Origin of the sequence: Streptomyces sp. NPDC020379, from assembly GCF_044387105.1 — a bacterium.
Taxonomy (GTDB): Bacteria; Actinomycetota; Actinomycetes; order Streptomycetales; family Streptomycetaceae; genus Streptomyces.
Window position 1 is genome coordinate 95,774 of record NZ_JBIRVR010000008.1, and the last position, 19,658, is coordinate 115,431.

Genomic DNA, 19,658 nt, shown 5'->3' on the forward strand with positions numbered 1-19,658 from the left:
CGTTTCCGGGCGCCTCGCGGGGTCGCTCAGAGGGCCGCGGCGGCCCGCGCGGCCACTCTCGTGCGGGTGGCGACCAGCCGCCCCTCCTGCGGATACGCGTGCCAGGTGCGCCAGCTGACCTGACCCTCGCGCCGCTGCGCGAGCAGCGCGGTGAAGGCGTGCGGGCTCCCCGGGAACGTGCCGGCCAGTCCGTACGGATGCTCGGCGACCAGCGCCAGCAGCTCCTGCGCCCGGCCCGCGAAGGAGCCGTGCGACAGGGTCTCTATCCGGGCCGCGAACTCGTACTCCCAGGCGCCGACGCGGCGGGCCACGCCCAGCGGCAGCGGGGTGGCGCTGCCCGGCAGGCAGGCCACGGTCTCCGAGCAGACGCCGCCCTCCTCCTCCAGCAGCACCTGGTGGGAGGCGCCGAGCAGGCGCAGTTGGACGAGGGAGTCGGCGAGCCGCAGGTCGAGGACGGCCAGGGCGGGGAGAGGGGCCTTCCCCAGACACCAGGCGAGGTCGGCGGCACGGGTGTCGGTGTAGGTGGTCTTGAGGGTGGTGAGCATGGGTCGGCTCCGCAAGCACGCAGTGGAGGGTGGGCCGGCCCGCCGAGGAGGACCAGAGTCTTCGAGTGCGCCGGCTCATGCCCACATATGAGTGTTCCGTGGGGTCCGATGACAGTGATTCCGAGGATTCCGTGAGGAGTCGTCTCCGACACGTGTCTCTGAATGAGAGGGAATCATGAATTGACCGGTGCTCACAGCGTTTTTACCCATCTCATCGTGCTTTCCATCCACGCGAGGGCCAGGCAGTTCAACTGTTCAGAATCATTGCGCACGACAGGCCCCCGACAAGCGGCTGGACGCATATGCGATCAGACCTGAGCCATCTGCAAATCCCCTGCTCAAACAGCCTTTCCGGGCACTGTCGACGACATGGACACGGGTTCTTCACCAATGCGGAACGAGAAATGCACGACGCTGGAGGGCGCATTGGGGCGCGTCACGAAGGCGGGCGTGCGAATGCCCACCACCCCGGCGCGCGGCGGGAGTTCACAAGGAAATCGCACGCCGTCCGGACGCGTCCACGCGCGGACGCCCGGCGGCCGTGCCGGGCGCCCTTCCGCGCGCACCGCGGTGACGCGCGCGGCACTCGGCGGCCCGCGTCCCCGACGGACGGCGCGCACCTCCCTTGGCCCGCCCCTCTGCACACCCGCGCCCCCGTCCCGCGCAGACACTCCGCCGTGCCCGCCGAGCGGGTGGAAGGCGCACCGCTAACGGGCGTTCCGTGTCGCGCGCGTGACGCGCGAGACGCATGGTCGGTATGCCGAACCGCCACCCGTCCGTACCCGTGCCCCGGCCCCCGCACCGCCCCCGCGGCGGACACCGGGCCGCGCCCGCACCGGAGGTGCCCCCGTGTCAGCCGACACCGCCGTGCCCGTACGCGCGCCGGAACCGCACCCCGCGGCCCCGAGTGCCCGTGCCCGCCGCCTCGACCGGGTGCGCGACGCCCTGCGCAGGGCCGGCCCCGCGCTCGCGCTCTACGCCGCCGTCCGGCTCACCGGGATGTCGGTCATGGCGGGCTGGGCCTGGTGGATCGGACGCCATCCGCGCACGCTGCTCGGCCACTCCTGGGACGGCATCTGGTACGCCGACATCGCCCGGCACGGCTACGGCCTGATCATCCCCTCGCCCACCACCCGCGGGGTGGTCTTCAACGACCTGGCGTTCTTCCCGCTGTTCCCCGGTCTGGTGCGCGCGGTGATGACCGTGCTGCCGTTCACCGCGGTCACCGCGGGGCTGCTCGTCGCCTGGTTCTCGGCCGGCGCGGCCGCCTGGGGCATCTACGCGATCGGCGAGCGGCTGCACGGCCGCAAAGTGGCCACCGCGCTCGTCGTCCTGTGGGGGCTGCTGCCGCACGCGATCGTGCAGACCATGGCCTACACCGAGCCGCTGATGACCGCCCTCGCCGCCTGGGCGCTCTACGCGGCGATCACCGGGCGGCGGCTGTGGGCCGGGGCGCTCGCGCTGCTCGCGGGGCTTTCGCGGCCCAACGCCGTCGCGGTGGCCGCGGCCGTCTGCGTCGGCGCCGCCCTCACCCTGGCCCGGGACCGGCCCGCCCGTACGGACTGGCGGGTCTGGGCGGGCGCGGCGCTCGCGCCGCTCGGCTGGACCGCCTATGTGCTGTGGGCCGGTTTCCGCTCCGGCGGCGGGGTGCTCGGCTATTTCGACGTGCAGCGGCTGTGGGGGTCGCGGTTCGACTTCGGGCGGGACGCGTTCCGGTTCATCCGGCACCTCTTCATCGGCCGGGACGCCATGGCCTACTACGTCACCCTGGCGATCCTGGGCGTCGCGCTGGTCGCGCTCGTCCTGCTCTTCCTCGACCGGCCGCCCGCGGTGCTGGCGGTCTACGCGCTGGTGCTCGTCATCATCGCGGTCGGCGGCTCCAGCTATTTCGCGTCCAAGCCGCGCTTCCTGCTGCCGGCCTTCCCGCTGCTGCTACCGGCGGCCCTGGCGATGGCGAGAGCCCGGCAGCGCACCGTCGTCGTGACGGTCGGCGCGCTGGCCGGGCTCTCGTTCCTCTACGGGACCTACCTGCTGACGGTCGCCCGCATGCCGATGTAAGACCGGCGGCACACGGGCTCTGCCGATTGCCGGCCGCGGGTCGTTTCGTCCCGCGAGCGGGCTGAGCTCAGCCGCTCACAGCCCACCCGTCGAAGCCGAAATCCTCAGGCTTCCTCGTCCGGCTTGTCGTCGCCCGCCTCGGCGTCGGCCTCCAGGCCGAGCTGCTCGATGAGCCACTTGTCGAACTCGATCGAGGCGCGCACCCAGCTGACCGTGCTGGAGACGAAGTGCTCCAGGGAGACGCCGACGCCGATCAGCATCTGCGCCTCACCGATCAGACGGACGGTGCCGTCGTCGTTGGTGTGGGTGTAGACCTTCGGCCACAGGGTCCGGCGGTTCCAGTCGTCGACGACCTCGAGGAGCTGTGCCTTCTCCTCGATGCCGTGCGGACGGTCGTAGAACGTCCGCACGGAGAAGACCTGCTGCTCGTCCTCGCCGCGGAACATGAAGTACGTACGGAACTGCTCCCACGGTGCGGCGAGGTCTCCCTCGTCGTCCACGACGTACTTCAGCTCCATCTGCTCGAGGAGCTGCTTGACCAGGTCCTGGTCGGGGATGACGGGGCCGGCCGGGCCCGTCTCCTGCGGTTCGGGCTGGCCCCCGAAATTCGGAATCGAGGACGGGTCGATGCTCACCGTGAATTTCCCTTCGTACGGTTCCCGCCATCCTCCCCCATGCCGGGCGGGGGCTGGCAACCCCCGCCCCTCGGGATCACGCCGCCGATGACGAACCCGCGAGCGCTTCCCGCCGCTCCGGCTCCACCGTCAGGCCGTCCCCGGCCGGATCGACGTCCACCTTTACAGTGTCGCCCTCCCGGATCCCACCGGCCAGGATCGCCCGCGCGAGGCGGTCGCCGATGGCCGTCTGCACCAGGCGGCGCAGCGGGCGCGCGCCGTAGGTGAGGTCGGGCGTGGCCCCGTCCGGGGCGTCCGGGCTCTGGCCGAGGGTGGCCAGCCAGCGCAGGGCGGGCTCGGTGACGTCGAGGGTGAGGCGGCGGTCGGCGAGGCGCCGCTGGAGGTGGGCGATCTGGATCCCGGCGATCCGCTCCAGCTGGCCCACGCCCAGGGCGTGGAAGACCACCAGATCGTCGAGGCGGTTGAGGAATTCGGGCCGGAAGGAGGCGCGGACGGTCTCCAGCACCTTGTCCTTCTTCTGGTCCTCCTTGAGCAGCGGATCCACCAGATAGGTGGAACCGAGGTTGGAGGTCAGGATCAGGATGGTGTTGCGGAAGTCGACCGTGCGCCCCTGGCCGTCGGTCAGCCGTCCGTCGTCGAGAACCTGGAGCAGGATGTCGAAGACCTCGTGGTGGGCCTTCTCGACCTCGTCCAGGAGCACGACGGTGTAGGGGCGGCGGCGGACGGCCTCGGTGAGCTGGCCGCCCTCCTCGTAGCCGACGTAGCCGGGCGGGGCGCCGACGAGGCGGGCCACCGAGTGCTTCTCGCTGTACTCGCTCATGTCGATGCGGACCATGGCCCGCTCGTCGTCGAAGAGGAAGTCCGCGAGCGCCTTGGCCAGCTCGGTCTTGCCGACGCCCGTCGGGCCGAGGAAGAGGAAGGAGCCGGTGGGCCGGTCGGGGTCGGCGATGCCCGCGCGGGAGCGGCGCACGGCGTCGGAGACGGCGGTGACGGCCTCCTCCTGGCCGATGAGCCGCTTGCCGAGCTCCTCCTCCATGCGCAGCAGCTTCTGCGTCTCGCCCTCCAGCAGGCGGCCGGCCGGGATGCCGGTCCAGGAGGCCACGACGTCGGCGATGTCGTCCGGGCCGACCTCCTCCTTGACCATGAGGTCGCGGGTGGCGGCCTCCTGCTCGGCCTCGGCCTCCGCCTCCGCGGCGGCCGCGAGCTCGCGCTCCAGGCCGGGGATCTCGCCGTAGAGCAGCTTGGAGGCGGTGTCGAAGTCGCCGTCGCGCTGGGCGCGCTCGGCCTGGCCGCGCAGATCGTCGAGGCGCTCCTTGAGCTCACCCACCCGGTTGAGGGACTGCTTCTCCTTCTCCCAGCGGGCGGTCAGACCGCGCAGCTCCTCCTCCTTGTCGGCGAGGTCGCGGCGCAGCTTCTCCAGGCGCTGCTTGCTGGCCTCGTCCACCTCCTTGGAGAGCGCGAGCTCCTCCATCTTGAGCCGGTCGACGGCGCGCTGGAGCTCGTCGATCTCCACGGGGGAGGAGTCGATCTCCATGCGCAGCCGGGAGGCCGCCTCGTCCACCAGGTCGATGGCCTTGTCGGGCAGGAAGCGGGAGGTGATGTAGCGGTCGGAGAGGGTGGCGGCGGCGACCAGGGCGGAGTCGGCGATCTGGACCTTGTGATGCGCCTCGTAGCGGCCCTTGAGGCCACGCAGGATGGCGATGGAGTCCTCCACGGAGGGCTCGGCGACCAGCACCTGCTGGAAGCGGCGCTCCAGCGCGGGGTCCTTCTCGATCCGCTCGCGGTACTCGTCCAGCGTCGTCGCGCCGACCATGCGCAGCTCGCCGCGGGCCAGCATCGGCTTGAGCATGTTGCCCGCGTCCATGGCGGAGTCGCCCCCGGCGCCCGCGCCGACGACCGTGTGCAGCTCGTCGATGAACGTGATGATCTGGCCCTCGCTGGACCTGATCTCGGCGAGGACGGTCTTGAGCCGCTCCTCGAACTCACCGCGGTACTTCGCGCCCGCGACCATCGCGCCGAGGTCGAGCGAGACGAGCCGCTTGTTGCGCAGCGACTCCGGGACATCGCCCTTGACTATCCGCTGCGCCAGCCCCTCCACGACGGCGGTCTTGCCGACGCCCGGCTCACCGATGAGGACCGGGTTGTTCTTCGTACGCCGGGAGAGCACCTGCACCACGCGGCGGATCTCGGCGTCCCGGCCGATGACCGGGTCGAGCCTGCCCTCACGGGCCGCGGCGGTGAGGTCCTGGCCGAACTTCTCCAGCGCCTTGTACGTGCCCTCCGGATCCGGCGAGGTCACGCGCTGCCCGCCGCGGGCCGCCTCGAAGGCCGCCAGCAGCTTCTTCGCGGACGCGCCCTGCCGCTCCAGCAGCTCACCGGTGCGGCCGCCCTTGGCGGCGAGCCCGATGAGCAGGTGCTCGGTGGAGATGTAGGTGTCGCCCAGCTCGCGGGCGCGCTGCGAGGCGTCCGCGATGACGGCCAGCAGCTCGCGGTTGGGCTGCGGCGGCGCGACCGTCGACCCCTGCACGCTCGGCAGCCCGCCCAGCTCCCGCTCGGCGCCCGACCGCAGCGCCGCGGCATCGGCCTCGACGGCGGCGAGCAGGTCCATCACATTCTCGTTGTCCTGGCCGGCGAGGAGGGCGAGCAGCAGGTGCGCGGGCGTCATGTCGGCGTGCCCCGCCGACACGGCCCGCTCACCGGCGCCGCTCAGCGCCTCACGGCTCTTGTTCGTCAGCTCCGCATCCACGACTGTGCACTCCTCCTCTGTGCCGCTCCGATGGCTGTCCTGCTGAAGCCAACGTGCGATAACTTGAGCCTAGTCCACTCAACATTGGATTGGCCAGCAGGTCCGCCCGGTTCCATGCTCCGCCTGTGGACTGCCGTCCGCACGCGCGTGCCCGGCACGTTCCTTCGAGTGACATCGCCACGATCACCGCCCACCCCGCCGGTCCGCGGGCAACACTGGCCTTCAACCGCATTGGGGGTGCAGCATGACTGCTATGGCATACGAGCCGACGGCTACGCAGGAAGAACTCCTCCTGGAGAGCTTTCTGGCCCTGGAGACCCCTGAAGGCTTCAAGGCCGAGCTCATCGAGGGGGAGATTGTCGTGTCACCGGCACCGGATGGCGAGCACGAGGACTACCTGAGCACAGTCATCCGTCAGGTGCTGCGCATGTCACGCACCGACATGGACTGCTCCGGCAACAAGGGCCTGCTCATGCCCAGCGGAGGGCGGTGCCCGAAGAACCACGTGATCCCCGACGCCACATTCGCCCCGCGCGAGCTGCGTCTCTTCCGCGGCGCTCCCTCGTGGATGCCCTGCGACGGTGTGGCCATGGTCGTCGAGGTCACCAGCAACAAACCGGCCGGCGACCGCATCACCAAGCGCCACTGCTACGCCCGTGGCGGGATCCCGCTCTACGTCCTCGTCGACCGTGAGCAGGGCACCGTCACGCTGCACAGCGACCCCGACCCCGCGATCGACGACTACGCGGAGGTCCACTCCACGGCCTTCGGCAAGCCGCTTCCCCTCCCCGAGCCGTTCGCCTTCGACCTGGAGACGTCCGACTTCGCCTGAGCGGGCCACGACTACGCTTCCGGCATGGCTCACGATCTGCGCAACCTCTCCCCCGCCTATGTCGAGTTCTGGCGGGAGCGGCACATCTGCACCCTGACCACCACCCGCCCCGACGGCAGCCCGCACCTCGTGCCCGTGGGGGTCACCTTCGATCCCGAGGCCGGGATCGCCCGGGTCATCACCAACAAGGACAGCCGCAAGATCGCGAACATTCTGGCCGCCGGAGCGGACGGCGCCCGGGTCGCGGTGTGCCAGATAGGCGAGCGGCGCTGGGCCACCCTGGAGGGCGTCGCCGTCGTGCGCACCGAGCCGGAGGCCGTCGCGGACGCCGTCGCGCGCTACGCCGAGCGGTACGGCCGGACGCCCGCGCCCAACCCCGACCGCGTCCTCGTCGAGATCACCGTCACCAAGGCGCTGGGGCTGGCCTGAACCGACCCCGGTTGGCCCTGTGCTGATGCCGCGCGGCGCGGGCGCTCGTACCGTCGGGATGACGGCCGTCTCGACGGCAAGACCCGACGGCAAGAGGAGTACCCACGTCATGAGCGGCGCCGAGAGCGCGGATCACGTCAGCGTCCACCTGACCGGCTGCGGACACCAGGACGCGGGCGCGGTGTTCCGCGCCCTGGAGGCCGCGTTCCCCGAGGGCGCCGGGCCCCCGCGCAGCGAGACGAAGGCGGCGGGCCCCGAGCACCCCATGGTGTGGTGCATGGTCGTCGACGCCCGCACCCGCCGCACGCCCGCGAAGGGCGCGCCGGTGCCGCTGTCCGGCCCGGTCGACGTCGATCTCTTCGGCGCCGCGGACCCCGTGCGCCAGGTCGGCGAGGAACTGGCCACGGCCTTCACCGTGGAGAGCCGCGGCACGGTCCCGGGCGAGCACGAGCTGGAGGTCCGCCTCCGCCTCACCGGCTGAAAAACCCGGAGGGGCCCGGAGAGCGACACGCTCTCCGGGCCCCTCCGGACCGGCTCAGCCCTGGTCGCGCCTGGGGCGCCAGACCACGAGCGCGCTCGTCTGCTGCACGTCCTGATACGGGACCAGGTCGCGGCGGTACGAAGCGTGCACCGCGGCCTCTCGCTGCTGCATGGCCGTGGCGGCGCCCTCGACCGCACCCTGGAGCTCCGCGATGCGCGCCTTGAGCGCGGACACCTGGTTCTCCAGCTCGATGATGCGCTTGATGCCGGCGAGGTTGATGCCCTCGTCCTGGCTCAGCTGCTGGACCTGCCGCAGCAGCTCGATGTCGCGCGCCGAATAGCGCCGGCCGCGCCCGGCCGTGCGGTCCGGGGAGACCAGGCCGAGCCGGTCGTACTGCCGCAGCGTCTGCGGGTGCAGGCCCGACAGCTGCGCGGCCACGGAGATGACATAGACCGGCGACTCGTCGGTCAGCTGGAAAGGCTGTGCTGGTTCGAAACGCCGTCGTCGGCCGTCCATCTCATGCTCCCTTCGCGGCCTGGAACAGCTCGGCCCTAGGGTCCTGGCCCGCCGTCGCCTCGCGGTACGCCTGGAGGGCATCCCGCGCCTTGTCGTCGAGCTCCTTCGGCACGGCCACCTCGACGGTGACGAGGAGGTCGCCGCGGGTGCCGTCCTTGCGCACCGCGCCCTTGCCCCGGGCGCGCATCGTACGGCCGTTGGGCGTGCCCGCCGGCAGCTTGAGGGTGACCGGGGGGCCGCCGAGCGTCGGCACCTTCACCTCGCCGCCCAGCGCCGCCTCCGCGAAGGAGACCGGCACGGTGACGGTGAGGTTGTCGTCCTTGCGCCCGAAGACCGGGTGGGCATCGACGTGGACGACGACATACAGATCGCCGTTCGGCCCGCCGCGCTCGCCCGGGGCGCCCTTGCCGCGCAGCCGGATCCGCTGGCCGTCGGAGACGCCCGGCGGGATGCGGACCTGCATGGTGCGCGAGGACGTGGCCCGGCCGCTGCCCTTGCAGACGTCGCAGGGGTTCTCGGGGATCAGCCCGCGGCCCTTGCAGTCGGGACAGGGGTCGGTCAGCGAGAAGCCGCCGCCCGAGCCGTGCGACACCTGACCGGTGCCGACGCAGGTCGGGCAGACCCGCGGCGTGCCGTTCTTGTCGCCCGTGCCGGAGCACGTCTTGCACGCCGCCGAGGAGGACATCCGCAGCGGGACCGTGGCCCCGTCGACCGCCTCGGTGAAGCTGAGCGACACCTCGGACTCGATGTCCTGGCCCCGCCGCGGCTGCGTACGCGTGCCGCCGCCGCGGTTGAACAGGCCGCCGAAGACGTCGCCGAGACCGCCGCCGAACCCGCCGGCGCCCGCCCCGCCCTGGGCGCCCCCGAAGAGGTCGCCCAGGTCGAAGTTGAAGGAGCCGCCGCCCGCGCCACCCGGCCCGGGACGGAAGCCGCCGCTGCCGAAGAGGGCGCGTGCCTCGTCGTACTCCTTGCGGCGCTTGGGGTCGGCGAGGACGTCATTCGCCTCGGAGATCTCCTTGAAGCGCTCCTCGGCCTTGGTGTCGCCCTTGTTGGCGTCCGGGTGGTTCTCGCGTGCGAGCTTCCGGTACGCCTTCTTGATCTCGGCCTCGGTGGCGTCCTTGGGCACGCCGAGGACCTTGTAGTAGTCCTTCTCGACGAAGTCCTTGGTGCTCATCCCCGGCGTCCCTCCTTCCGGTCACTGCGGTCGGTCATAGCGTCAGCCCTGGTCCGGGCCACCGCTCTCGTCGGCCTCGTCGCCCTCGCCGTCGCCCTTCTGCGCGCCCGGCTGGGGCTCGGCGACCGCGACCCGCGCGGGGCGGATCGTCCGCTCGCCGATCCGATACCCCGGCTGCAGAATCTGCACGCACGTGGTCTCGGTGACGTCCGGCGCGTAGCTGTGCATCAGCGCCTCGTGCACCAGCGGGTCGAAGGGCTCGCCCTCCTTGCCGAACTGCTGCAGGCCCATCTTGGCGACGACCGTCTCCAGCGACTCGGCGACGGACTTGAAGCCGCCGACCAGCTCGCCGTGATCACGGGCGCGCCCGATGTCGTCGAGCGTGGGGAGGAGCTCGGACAGGAGGTTCGCGACGGCGATCTCCTTGACCGTGACCCGGTCCCGCTCCACACGGCGACGGTAGTTCTGGTACTCGGCCTGGAGCCGCTGGAGGTCAGCCGTGCGCTCACTGAGCGCGGACTGGGCCTGGTCCAGCTGCGCCTGGAGCCCTACCTCGACCAGTTCTTCCCCGGCCGGGGCCGGGCCCGCCTGGTCGGCGGACCCGGCGCCCTGCGCCGCGTCTTCGGGGGTGGCGTCGGAGGGGACTTCAGGCTTCTCGTCGAAACCCGGGGTCTCCTCGGTCACGCCGACGCACCGCCCTTGGGCTTCTCGTCGTCGACGATCTCGGCGTCCACGACGTCGTCCTCGGGCTTGGCCTGGCCGGCACCGGCAGCGCCCTCGGCACCGGCGGCGCCCTGGGCGGCCTGCGCGTCGGCGTACATCGCCTGGCCGAGCTTCTGGCTGACCGCGGCGACCTTCTCGGTCGCGGTGCGGATCTCGGCCGTGTCCTCGCCCTTGAGCTTCTCCTTCAGCTCACCGACAGCGGTCTCGACCTCGGTCTTGACCTCGGCCGGGACCTTGTCCTCGTTGTCCTTGAGGAACTTCTCGGTCTGGTAGACGAGCTGCTCGCCCTGGTTGCGGGTCTCGGCGGCCTCGCGGCGGCGGTGGTCCTCCTCCGCGTACTGCTCGGCCTCCTGGCGCATGCGGTCGACCTCGTCCTTGGCGAGCGAGGAGCCGCCGGTGACGGTCATCTTCTGCTCCTTGCCCGTGCCCAGGTCCTTCGCGGTCACGTGCATGATGCCGTTGGCGTCGATGTCGAAGGAGACCTCGATCTGCGGCACGCCACGCGGGGCCGGCGGCAGGCCGGTCAGCTCGAACATGCCGAGCTTCTTGTTGTACGCCGCGATCTCGCGCTCGCCCTGGTAGACCTGGATCTGCACGGACGGCTGGTTGTCCTCGGCCGTCGTGAAGATCTCGGAGCGCTTCGTCGGGATCGTGGTGTTGCGCTCGATCAGCTTGGTCATGATGCCGCCCTTAGTCTCGATACCGAGGGACAGCGGGGTGACGTCGAGCAGCAGGACGTCCTTGACCTCACCCTTGAGGACACCGGCCTGGAGCGAGGCGCCGATGGCGACGACCTCGTCCGGGTTCACACCCTTGTTGGCCTCCTTGCCGCCGGTCAGCTCCTTGACGAGCTCGGCGACGGCGGGCATACGGGTGGAACCGCCGACCAGGACCACGTGGTCGATCTCGGACAGGTTGATGCCCGCGTCCTTGATGACGTTGTGGAACGGCGTCTTGCAGCGCTCCAGCAGGTCCGCGGTCAGCTGCTGGAACTGGGCGCGCGTGAGCTTCTCGTCCAGGTGCAGCGGGCCCTCGGCGGACGCCGTGATGTAGGGCAGGTTGATCGTGGTCTCGGTGGACGAGGACAGCTCGATCTTCGCCTTCTCAGCGGCCTCGCGGAGGCGCTGGAGGGCCATCTTGTCCTTGGACAGGTCGACGCCGTGGCCGTTCTGGAACTGCTTGACCAGGTAGTCGACGACGCGCTGGTCCCAGTCGTCACCACCGAGGTGGTTGTCACCGTTGGTCGCCTTGACCTCGACGACGCCGTCGCCGATCTCGAGCAGCGAGACGTCGAAGGTGCCGCCACCGAGGTCGAAGACCAGAATGGTCTGGTCGTCCTTGTCGAGGCCGTACGCCAGGGCGGCCGCGGTCGGCTCGTTGACGATGCGCAGGACGTTGAGGCCCGCGATCTCACCGGCCTCCTTGGTGGCCTGGCGCTCGGAGTCGTTGAAGTACGCCGGGACGGTGATGACCGCGTCGACGACCTTCTCGCCCAGGTATGCCTCGGCATCCCGCTTGAGCTTCTGCAGGATGAAGGCGCTCATCTGCTGCGGGTTGAAGTCCTTGCCGTCGATGTTGATCTTCCAGTCGGTGCCCATGTGGCGCTTGACCGACCGGATGGTCCTGTCGACGTTGGTGACGGCCTGGCGCTTGGCGACCTCGCCGACCAGGACCTCACCGTTCTTCGCGAAGGCGACGACGGACGGCGTGGTCCTGGCGCCCTCGGCGTTGGTGATGACGGTGGGCTCACCGCCTTCGAGAACACTGACGACGGAGTTCGTCGTACCCAGGTCGATGCCGACCGCACGTGCCATGTCGATTCCTCCAGCTGACTTGAGTGGAACAGACTCAAGCGTGCAACACGGATCCCGCGCTGTCAACGGAGGTGAGTCGAGGCCGCTCAACTCTTATGCGGGCCTTATGCGCAGGACAGGTCCGGGGAAGGGGCGAGGAGGGGTGCCCGAGCGACACAGATCACCGGCGGTGCGCCTATATCGGGGGCGCGGGAGTGAGTAGTCTCGTACGGACTGGATAAGTTACCCATTAGTAATCCCGCTCGCGCAGGTCCGAGGAGCCCCTCCATGCAACTCGCCGCGATCATCGTGTCGCTGGTAACCATCGCGGTCGGCGTCGCGCTGCTCGGCCGTGCCGTCCTGCAGATCTACCGCCAGATGCGGCTCGGTCAGCCCATCCCCGCCGGCACCCGCACCGACGAGCCCGTGCGGCGCACGGTCACGGTGGCCAAGGAGTTCCTCGGCCACACCCGGATGAACCGCTGGGGCGTGGTCGGCGTCGCGCACTGGGGCGTGGCCCTGGGCTTCTTCTCGTTGCTGATCACGATCGTCAACGCCATCGGCCAGCTCTTCAAGGCCGAATGGCTGCTGCCGGTCATCGGCGACTGGCTGCCGTACGAGCTCTGGGTCGAGTTCTTCGCCCTGGTGACGACGCTCGGCATCCTCACCCTGATCGTCATCCGGCAGCTGAGCAAGCCGGGCAAGGCGGGCCGCAAGTCCCGCTTCGCGGGCTCCAACTTCGGCCAGGCGTACTTCGTCGAGGCCGTCATCCTGATCGTCGGCGCCTGCATCATGACGCTGCGCGGCCTGGAGGGCGCCCTCCACGGCGTCGACCACTACGAGGCCGGGTACTTCGCCTCGTACCCGCTGGTCGCGGCCTTCAGGGGGCTCAGCCTCGAGACGCTGCAGAACGTCACCTACCTGGTGGCGATGATCAAGATCGCGACGTCCTTCATCTGGATGATCACGATCTCCCTCAAGACCGACATGGGCGTCGCCTGGCACCGCTTCCTCGCCTTCCCCAACATCTGGTTCAAGCGCGAGTCCGACGGCGGCGTCGCCCTGGGCGCGCTCCAGCCGATGGTCAGCGAGGGCAAGCCGATCAACTTCGAGGACCCGGGCGAGGACGACCAGTTCGGCGTCTCCCAGATCGAGCACTTCTCCTGGAAGGGCCTCCTCGACTTCGACACCTGCACCGAGTGCGGCCGCTGCCAGTCGCAGTGCCCCGCCTGGAACACCGGCAAGCCGCTCTCCCCGAAGCTGCTGATCATGTCGCTGCGCGACCACGCGCACGCCAAGGCCCCCTACCTCCTGGCCGGCGGCGGCAAGGACATGGAGGGCACCGAGAAGGCCAGTGCCGAGCAGCTGAAGGACGTCCCCGCGGCGGCCCTGGCCGAGGCGGAGCGGCCGCTGATCGGGACGCTGGAGGAGAACGGCGTCATCGACCCCGACGTGCTGTGGTCGTGCACCACCTGCGGCGCCTGCGTCGAGCAGTGCCCCGTCGACATCGAGCACGTCGACCACATCGTCGACATGCGCCGCTACCAGGTCATGATCGAGTCCTCCTTCCCCTCCGAGGCGGGCACGATGCTCAAGAACCTCGAGAAGAAGGGCAACCCCTGGGGCCTGGCCAAGAAGCAGCGCCTGCAGTGGACCAAGGAGGTCGACTTCGAGGTTCCCGTCGTCGGCAAGGACATCGAGGACCTCACCGAGGTCGACTACCTCTACTGGGTGGGCTGCGCCGGCGCCCTGGAGGACCGGGCGAAGAAGACCACCAAGGCGTTCGCCGAGCTCCTGCACATCGCCGGTGTGAAGTTCGCCATCATGGGCGGCGACGAGAACTGCACCGGTGACTCCGCCCGCCGCCTGGGCAACGAATTCCTCTTCCAGCAGCTCGGCCAGCAGAACGTCGAGATGCTCAACATGGCGTTCGGCGAGTCCGCCGAAGGTGAGGACGGGGCGGAAGGCGTCAAGGTCGAGAAGGCGAAGAAGAGGATCGTCGCGACCTGCCCGCACTGCTTCAACACCATCGCCAACGAATACCCGCAGCTCGGCGGCGACTACGAGGTCATCCACCACACCCAGCTGCTCCAGCACCTCGTCGACGAGGGCAAGCTGATCCCCGTCACCCCGGTCGAGGGCCTGATCACGTATCACGACCCCTGCTACCTGGGCCGCCACAACAAGGTCTACACCCCGCCGCGCGAGATCATCGCGAAGGTGCCGGGCCTGCGCAACGAGGAGATGCACCGCCACAAGGAGCGCGGTTTCTGCTGCGGCGCCGGCGGCGCGCGCATGTGGATGGAGGAGCGCATCGGCAAGCGCATCAACAACGAGCGCGTGGACGAGGCCCTGTCCCTCAACCCGGACATCGTCTCGACCGCCTGCCCCTTCTGCCTCGTCATGCTGACCGACTCGGTCAACGGCAAGAAGAACGAGGGCAAGGCCAAGGAATCCATCCAGGTCGTCGACGTCTCCCAGCTCCTCCTCGAATCGGTCAAGACACCGGTCGAGCCCGAGGACGACGGGGAAACCGCCGACGCACCCGAGCCCGAACCGGTGAAGTAGCCGCTGGCAGGCATCGCGCATTCCTGACGAAGGCCGGTCCCCGCGTGACATCGCGGGGACCGGCCTTCGTCGTCCGGCGTGACGCGTTGCCCTTTTGTCGGCGCTGCCGCTTCACACCTCGCCAGGCCCTGAGTTTTCCCCTAAGGGATGTCACAGGACGGCAGCAATGGCGGGGCCGATTCCCCGCCCCCGGCTCCGCACTTCCCAGGAGCGGGTACGTTCGAAGCGTGGCTGGATTCAGGATGGGACGCGGACGGGACTCACACGACCCCGGCCCCGCGCAGCAAGGACAGCGCCCGGGGCAGCGGTACCAGGCCCCGTACGGCGGTCAGACCGGTGCTCAGGGCGGCGGTCAGCAGTGGCAGCAGCCACCGGGGCATGACGAGCCGGAGTACTTCGGCGGTGGCCCGCAGCAGGGCTACGGTCAGTACGACCCCGGCCGCCCCGCCCCGCACCACGGGCGGAGCGCCGACGATCCGGGCCACACACAGCAGTTCAGCGTCGGCGAGGCGCCGGACGCCTACGGCGCGTACAACGGCGGCCCGGCGGGCGGCCCGTACGGCCACGGCCCGCACAACGACGGCTACGGCGACGGCTCCTACAGCGGCGGCACGTACGGCGGTGGCGCGTACGGCGACGGCTCGTACGGCAGCGGCGACACCTACCGCGCGGGGCAGCAGATGCCCGCGCCGCCCGCCGGGCCGCGCCTGCCGTGGAAGGAGCTGCTGAAGGGCATCATCCTGCGCCCGTCGGCCACCTTCTGGCAGATGCGCGACCACGCGGTGTGGGTCCCGGCCGTGATCGTCACCTTCGTCTACGGCCTGCTCGCCGTCTTCGGCTTCGACAAGGCCCGTGACGACGTCCTGCACGCCACGCTCGCGAACAGCATCCCGTGGGTGCTGATGACCGGCGTGATCGTCGTGATCTCCGGCCTGATCCTCGGCGCCGTCACCCACACCCTCGCCCGGCAGCTCGGCGGCGACGGCATATGGCAGCCGACGGTCGGCCTGTCGATGCTGATCATGTCGATCACGGACGCGCCGAGGCTGCTCTTCGCGATGTTCCTGGGCGGGGACAGCACGATCGTCCAGGTGCTCGGCTGGGCGACCTGGCTGGCGGCCGCCGCGCTGTTCACCTCGATGGTGAGCAAGTCGCACGACCTGCCGTGGCCGAAGGCGCTGGGCGCGTCCGCGATCCAGCTGGTCGCCCTGCTGTCGATCATCAAGCTGGGCACGCTGTAGCGGTTGCCCGCATGTCATAGGGAAGGGCCCCGGTCGCATCACTTCGCGACCGGGGCCCTTCCCTATGCATTGCTGCCTCTACGCATTTATGCGCTCACGCATTTATGCGCATAGAAGGCTTACGCGTCGAGGATCTGACCCTCGCGCCGGACGACCGGCGGTTCCACGCTCCACGGGAAGTTGATCCACTCGTCGGTGCGCTTCCAGACGTACTCGCAGTCCACCAGGGAGTGCGACTTCTGGTAGATCACGGCGCTGCGCACCTCGGCCACCGTGCCGAGGCAGAAGTCGTGGACGAGCTTGAGCGTCTTGCCCGTGTCGGCGACGTCGTCGACGATCAGGACCTTCTTCTCGGAGAAGTCGATCGCGTTGGGCACCGGCGCGAGCATCACCGGCATCTCCAGCGTGGTGCCCACACCGGTGTAGAACTCCACATTGACCAGGTGGATGTTCTTGCAGTCCAGCGCGTACGCCAGGCCACCCGCGACGAAGACGCCGCCACGTGCGATGGAGAGGATGATGTCCGGCTCGTAGCCGTCGTCCGCGACGGTCTGCGCCAGCTCACGGATGGCCTGCCCGAAGAGGGGGTAGGTCAGATTCTCGCGCTTGTCACTCACTGTTGCTGTTCGCCTTGTCCCTGCTCAGACCTGTGTGCGGTGAAAGTTCTGGAAGGACCGCGAGGGCGTCGGCCCGCGCTGGCCCTGATAGCGGGAGCCGTGCTTCGCGGACCCGTAAGGATGCTCGACGGGTGAGGTCAGCCGGAACATGCACAGCTGCCCGATCTTCATCCCCGGCCACAGCTTGATCGGCAGCGTGGCCATGTTCGACAGCTCCAGCGTCACATGACCGGAGAAGCCGGGGTCGATGAAGCCGGCCGTCGAGTGCGTCAGCAGACCGAGCCGGCCGAGGCTGGACTTGCCCTCCAGACGGGAGGCCACGTCGTCGGGGAGCGTGATGACCTCGTACGTCGAGGCGAGCACGAACTCACCGGGGTGCAGGATGAACGCCTCGTCGCCCTCCGGCACCACCTCACGGGTGAGGTCCGCCTGCTCGACCGCCGGGTCGATGTGGGGGTACCGGTGGTTCTCGAACACCCGGAAGTAGCGGTCCAGCCGCACGTCGATGCTCGAGGGCTGCACCATCGATTCGTCGAACGGGTCGATGCGCACCCGGCCGGCGTCGATCTCGGCCCGGATGTCCTTGTCTGAGAGAAGCACGGGTCGAGGATACGCGGAGAAGACGGACAACGCGGGCCCGGTCCGATCGGACCGGGCCCGCGAGGCACTCAGGACTCCTTGATCACCGCTTCTGGACCGCCACCGGCACGGAATGCCGCAGCCGGGCACAGCGCGGGCAGCGGAGCAGCCGCCCCGGGCCGAGCCGGCCGGGACCGAGGTTCTGCATCGGGAACGAAGCGGTGCTGAACACGTGCCCTTCGGCACAACGAACGACGGTGCGCTCCATCGAGCTCCCTTTCCCCATGGTGTTGCTCATGCGCGCCTCCGGCACGACATGAAAGACAAAAGCCACATTAGGGGATGTATCGCAGCGCCCCGCACCCGGCACTCCCGGCCGCCCCCGCCGACTTGCCGCCTCCCACCGTACGCCCCAACTCCCGCCCGCCGAGGCTGTGTCCCCACCCCCTTCACCAACCCCGCAAAAGCCGTGAAGACCCTCACGGCACGTGCGCCGGGGGTCTTCGATGGGGTAGAGTGTGCGACGATACGACGCTCCGAAACGGGCGTCCGCGCGGGTGTAGTTTAATGGTAGAACATGAGCTTCCCAAGCTCAGAGCGCGAGTTCGATTCTCGTCACCCGCTCTTCAAGGAAACCTCAGGCCAAGCGGCCTGGGGTTTTTTCGTTATGCGTGGCGGGCTCGGCGGCCGCGGCCTCCGGGCCGCGGGCGCGGCACCGCCGGTCATGCCGTCAGGTGCGCGATCCGGCCGAGCTCCGGGCGGAGGGCCGCCGCCGACGCCGGGTCGACCGCGCGCAACAGGGCCCAGGCGGCATGGGCGTTGCGGGCCGCGCGTCGGGTCTCCACGTCCGGGGCCCCGGCCTGGCGGCGGCGCTCGGCGGCGAGGACGTGCAGCCGGGTGGCGGCGGCCCAGTCGTCGCGCAGCAGCAGGGACAGCCAGGCGCGGGTGGCCAGCGCGCCGAGGGTGTGCGGGTGGAGGGGGCCGAGGTCCGCGGTCAGCACCGTCTCCAGGTCCGCGGCCGCGGCGGCCGCGCCCGCCAGGTCGCCCCGCAGCTCGGCGGTGACGACCCGGCCGAGCAGGGCGGCGTGGCGGGGTTCGAGCGGCCCGGTCCGCTCGGTGAGGGACGCGAGGGGAGCGGCGGGTGCCGGAGGGGCCACAGGCGCGGGGTGCGGTGCGTCCAGCGGTGTCACCGCGCCGTCGTGATCGACTATCAAGGGCCAGACCGAACCGTCGGGCTCCTTGGCGTTGATCCGCACCGGATGCCCGCGGCGGGCGGCCCGGACGCGGATGTCGGCCAGGGCCGACGTGCGCGCGTCCTGCCCCGGCAGGTTCTCGACCGGCTCACCGTCGACGGTGGTTTCTCCCGTGGCGCTGATCACGATCGTGTACACGGGTGTCAGCGGGACCGAGTCGAGGTCCGTCACAACAGGCATGGCCAATCCTTACTTCCCGCCGGTCCCCTTCGGTTCGGCCGCACCATCATCACCCGGGTCATCCCGCCTTGGGGTAGTAGGGGGGTGACCAGCCCAGGTACTTCGCACCCCACTTGGTCTCGATGTCGGTGGCGGGGACGATGGAAATCTCGCCCGGCGTCACGATGTCGTTCGACGCGACCTTGCCGTCCCCGACATAGATCGCGACGTGGCCGGCGCGGTGTCCGGTGTCCCAGAACATCAGGGCGCCCGGCGGCGGGTTGCGGTCGCCGTCGTGGCGCATGTCCTTGGGCATCTCGATCTGGTAGTGGTCGATGGCGTACTGGGTACCGGCGGCCTCATGTCCGTACGCGACCGCGGTGAACCTCAGGCACCCCTGGAACCAGCCCGAATTGTGGCTGTCCGCCTCGGCGCGCGCCCACTTGATCGCGTCCTCTGTGGAGCGGCGGTTCTTGACGACGTCGGGCCAGGACGACTTGCCGTCGTGGAACGGCTCACCCGGCTTGCCGGGTTCGCCCGTACCGGACATGTCGCATGTCTCCGGCGGCTCGTCGGGGTCCTTGCCGCCCTTGCCGTTGTCCGCGGGCTTGCCGCTCGATCCGCTGCTGCCGGACTTGCCCGGGTGGTTCTCGCCCGAGCGCTCCAGGTCGATGCCCGCTTCCTTGGCGATGCTGCGGGCCTGGGTCTCCTTCGGTCCGTAGGCGTCGGCGAATCCGGAGCGCTGCACCTTCTGGGCGGCGTCGTTGAGCGAGAGGTTCTCCCACGGGACGTCGTCGAGGCCCGGCGGATCCCCGCTGTCGCCGCCGAAGAAGAACATGTGGGCCGCGTATTTGGGGTCCAGGATCTGCTCCCTCGTGCCCCAGCCCGACGACGGCCGCTGCTGGAAGAGACCGAGGGAGTCCCGGTCCCCGTAGTTGATGTTGTCCAGCTGAGACTCCGCGAGCGCCGTCATCAGCGCGATGAGCGTGGCCCGGCCGGGCAGCTTGCCGTCCTTGGCCACCTGGTCGATGATCTTCGCGTTCGCCACCTGGCGCGCGCGCAGCTCCTTGCCCGCCCCGCCCGTCGCGTCCCCCTTGCTGCCGTTGCCCGACGCGCCGTCGTCGGCGGGCTGGCCCGGCTTGCCGCAGCCCATGGCGTACGCGCCGCCACTGCCGCCGAGGCCACCGAGCGCTCCGAACAGGATCAGGAAGGCCATGAACAGGGCCGCGACCGGCAGGCCCAGCTTGATCATCAGGGCACGTCGGGCGCCCCCCGCCGCCAGGGCGAGGGCCTCACGTCCGTCCAACGA

18 protein-coding genes and 1 tRNA gene are annotated in these 19,658 nt (G+C 70.1%); 7 read left to right on the forward strand and 12 right to left on the reverse strand.

Translation table 11 applies throughout. The features are described from left to right. Positions 1-26: 26 nt before the first annotated feature. Positions 27-545, reverse strand: coding sequence for a DUF2617 family protein (locus ACH427_RS13185; protein WP_398869541.1), 519 nt, complete (start codon positions 543-545; stop codon positions 27-29). 849 nt (positions 546-1,394) lie between these two features. Here ACH427_RS13185 and ACH427_RS13190 point away from each other — a divergent pair. Further along, on the forward strand, positions 1,395-2,603 hold the full coding sequence (locus ACH427_RS13190; RefSeq protein ID WP_398869542.1) for a hypothetical protein: 1,209 nt from the start codon (positions 1,395-1,397) through the stop codon (positions 2,601-2,603). Positions 2,604-2,707: 104 nt separating this feature from the next. Here the strand turns inward: ACH427_RS13190 and ACH427_RS13195 are convergent, their stop codons facing one another. Both ACH427_RS13195 and clpB read right to left on the reverse strand, forming a co-directional pair. Then, positions 2,708-3,238: a YbjN domain-containing protein gene (locus ACH427_RS13195; RefSeq protein WP_398869544.1), complete on the reverse strand. Its 531-nt coding sequence runs from the start codon at positions 3,236-3,238 to the stop codon at positions 2,708-2,710. Positions 3,239-3,314: 76 nt separating this feature from the next. After that, a complete protein-coding gene (gene clpB, locus ACH427_RS13200) occupies positions 3,315-5,984 on the reverse strand; it encodes an ATP-dependent chaperone ClpB (RefSeq protein ID WP_398869545.1) in 2,670 nt (889 codons plus the stop codon). A 244-nt stretch (positions 5,985-6,228) separates the two neighbouring features. Between clpB and ACH427_RS13205 the strand changes: the two genes are divergently transcribed. From ACH427_RS13205 to ACH427_RS13215, 3 genes are all read left to right on the forward strand, one after another. Next, on the forward strand, positions 6,229-6,816 hold the full coding sequence (locus ACH427_RS13205) for a Uma2 family endonuclease (RefSeq protein WP_398869546.1): 588 nt from the start codon (positions 6,229-6,231) through the stop codon (positions 6,814-6,816). Between the two features lie 24 nt (positions 6,817-6,840). Then, positions 6,841-7,245 carry a pyridoxamine 5'-phosphate oxidase family protein gene (locus tag ACH427_RS13210; protein ID WP_398869547.1) on the forward strand — a complete coding sequence of 135 codons (405 nt, stop codon included), beginning with the start codon at positions 6,841-6,843 and terminating at the stop codon, positions 7,243-7,245. Positions 7,246-7,354: 109 nt separating this feature from the next. Further along, complete coding sequence (locus ACH427_RS13215) at positions 7,355-7,726, forward strand: hypothetical protein (RefSeq protein WP_398869548.1); 372 nt, start codon at positions 7,355-7,357, stop codon at positions 7,724-7,726. A 54-nt stretch (positions 7,727-7,780) separates the two neighbouring features. Here the strand turns inward: ACH427_RS13215 and ACH427_RS13220 are convergent, their stop codons facing one another. Genes ACH427_RS13220 through dnaK form a run of 4 tightly spaced genes read right to left on the reverse strand, consistent with a single transcriptional unit; the run spans position 7,781 to position 11,953 of the window. Continuing rightward, entirely contained in the window at positions 7,781-8,242 is a 462-nt protein-coding gene (locus ACH427_RS13220) for a heat shock protein transcriptional repressor HspR (protein WP_361521335.1), read from the reverse strand. Position 8,243: 1 nt separating this feature from the next. Continuing rightward, positions 8,244-9,416 (reverse strand): molecular chaperone DnaJ, encoded by a 1,173-nt coding sequence (gene dnaJ, locus ACH427_RS13225; RefSeq protein ID WP_398869550.1) that lies wholly within the window; start codon positions 9,414-9,416, stop codon positions 8,244-8,246. Between the two features lie 42 nt (positions 9,417-9,458). Beyond that, positions 9,459-10,100, reverse strand: a complete 642-nt coding sequence (grpE, locus tag ACH427_RS13230; protein WP_398869551.1) for a nucleotide exchange factor GrpE — start codon at positions 10,098-10,100, stop codon at positions 9,459-9,461. Further along, entirely contained in the window at positions 10,097-11,953 is a 1,857-nt protein-coding gene (gene dnaK / locus ACH427_RS13235; protein WP_398869552.1) for a molecular chaperone DnaK, read from the reverse strand. Before dnaK ends, grpE begins: the two co-directional genes overlap by 4 nt. 267 nt (positions 11,954-12,220) lie before the next feature. Between dnaK and ACH427_RS13240 the strand changes: the two genes are divergently transcribed. Both ACH427_RS13240 and ACH427_RS13245 read left to right on the forward strand, forming a co-directional pair. After that, positions 12,221-14,500 carry a (Fe-S)-binding protein gene (locus ACH427_RS13240; RefSeq protein WP_398869553.1) on the forward strand — a complete coding sequence of 760 codons (2,280 nt, stop codon included), beginning with the start codon at positions 12,221-12,223 and terminating at the stop codon, positions 14,498-14,500. A 242-nt stretch (positions 14,501-14,742) separates the two neighbouring features. Next, positions 14,743-15,741 carry a Yip1 family protein gene (locus ACH427_RS13245; protein WP_398869728.1) on the forward strand — a complete coding sequence of 333 codons (999 nt, stop codon included), beginning with the start codon at positions 14,743-14,745 and terminating at the stop codon, positions 15,739-15,741. Positions 15,742-15,860: 119 nt separating this feature from the next. Here the strand turns inward: ACH427_RS13245 and ACH427_RS13250 are convergent, their stop codons facing one another. From ACH427_RS13250 to ACH427_RS13260, 3 genes are all read right to left on the reverse strand, one after another. Continuing rightward, positions 15,861-16,358, reverse strand: coding sequence for a phosphoribosyltransferase (locus ACH427_RS13250; RefSeq protein ID WP_398869554.1), 498 nt, complete (start codon positions 16,356-16,358; stop codon positions 15,861-15,863). Between the two features lie 24 nt (positions 16,359-16,382). Next, the gene (dcd, locus tag ACH427_RS13255) at positions 16,383-16,958 is read right to left on the reverse strand and encodes a dCTP deaminase (protein ID WP_071962992.1); all 576 of its coding nucleotides are present in this window, start codon (positions 16,956-16,958) and stop codon (positions 16,383-16,385) included. Between the two features lie 82 nt (positions 16,959-17,040). Next, positions 17,041-17,205 carry a hypothetical protein gene (locus ACH427_RS13260; protein ID WP_398869555.1) on the reverse strand — a complete coding sequence of 55 codons (165 nt, stop codon included), beginning with the start codon at positions 17,203-17,205 and terminating at the stop codon, positions 17,041-17,043. A 285-nt stretch (positions 17,206-17,490) separates the two neighbouring features. Here ACH427_RS13260 and ACH427_RS13265 point away from each other — a divergent pair. Then, a tRNA-Gly gene (locus tag ACH427_RS13265) sits at positions 17,491-17,561 on the forward strand. A gap of 98 nt (positions 17,562-17,659) precedes the next feature. Here ACH427_RS13265 and ACH427_RS13270 read toward each other — a convergent pair. After that, positions 17,660-18,370 (reverse strand): hypothetical protein, encoded by a 711-nt coding sequence (locus tag ACH427_RS13270; RefSeq protein ID WP_398869557.1) that lies wholly within the window; start codon positions 18,368-18,370, stop codon positions 17,660-17,662. A gap of 58 nt (positions 18,371-18,428) precedes the next feature. Next, a complete protein-coding gene (locus ACH427_RS13275; protein ID WP_398869559.1) occupies positions 18,429-19,601 on the reverse strand; it encodes a peptidase M23 in 1,173 nt (390 codons plus the stop codon). Positions 19,602-19,658 lie beyond the last annotated feature (57 nt).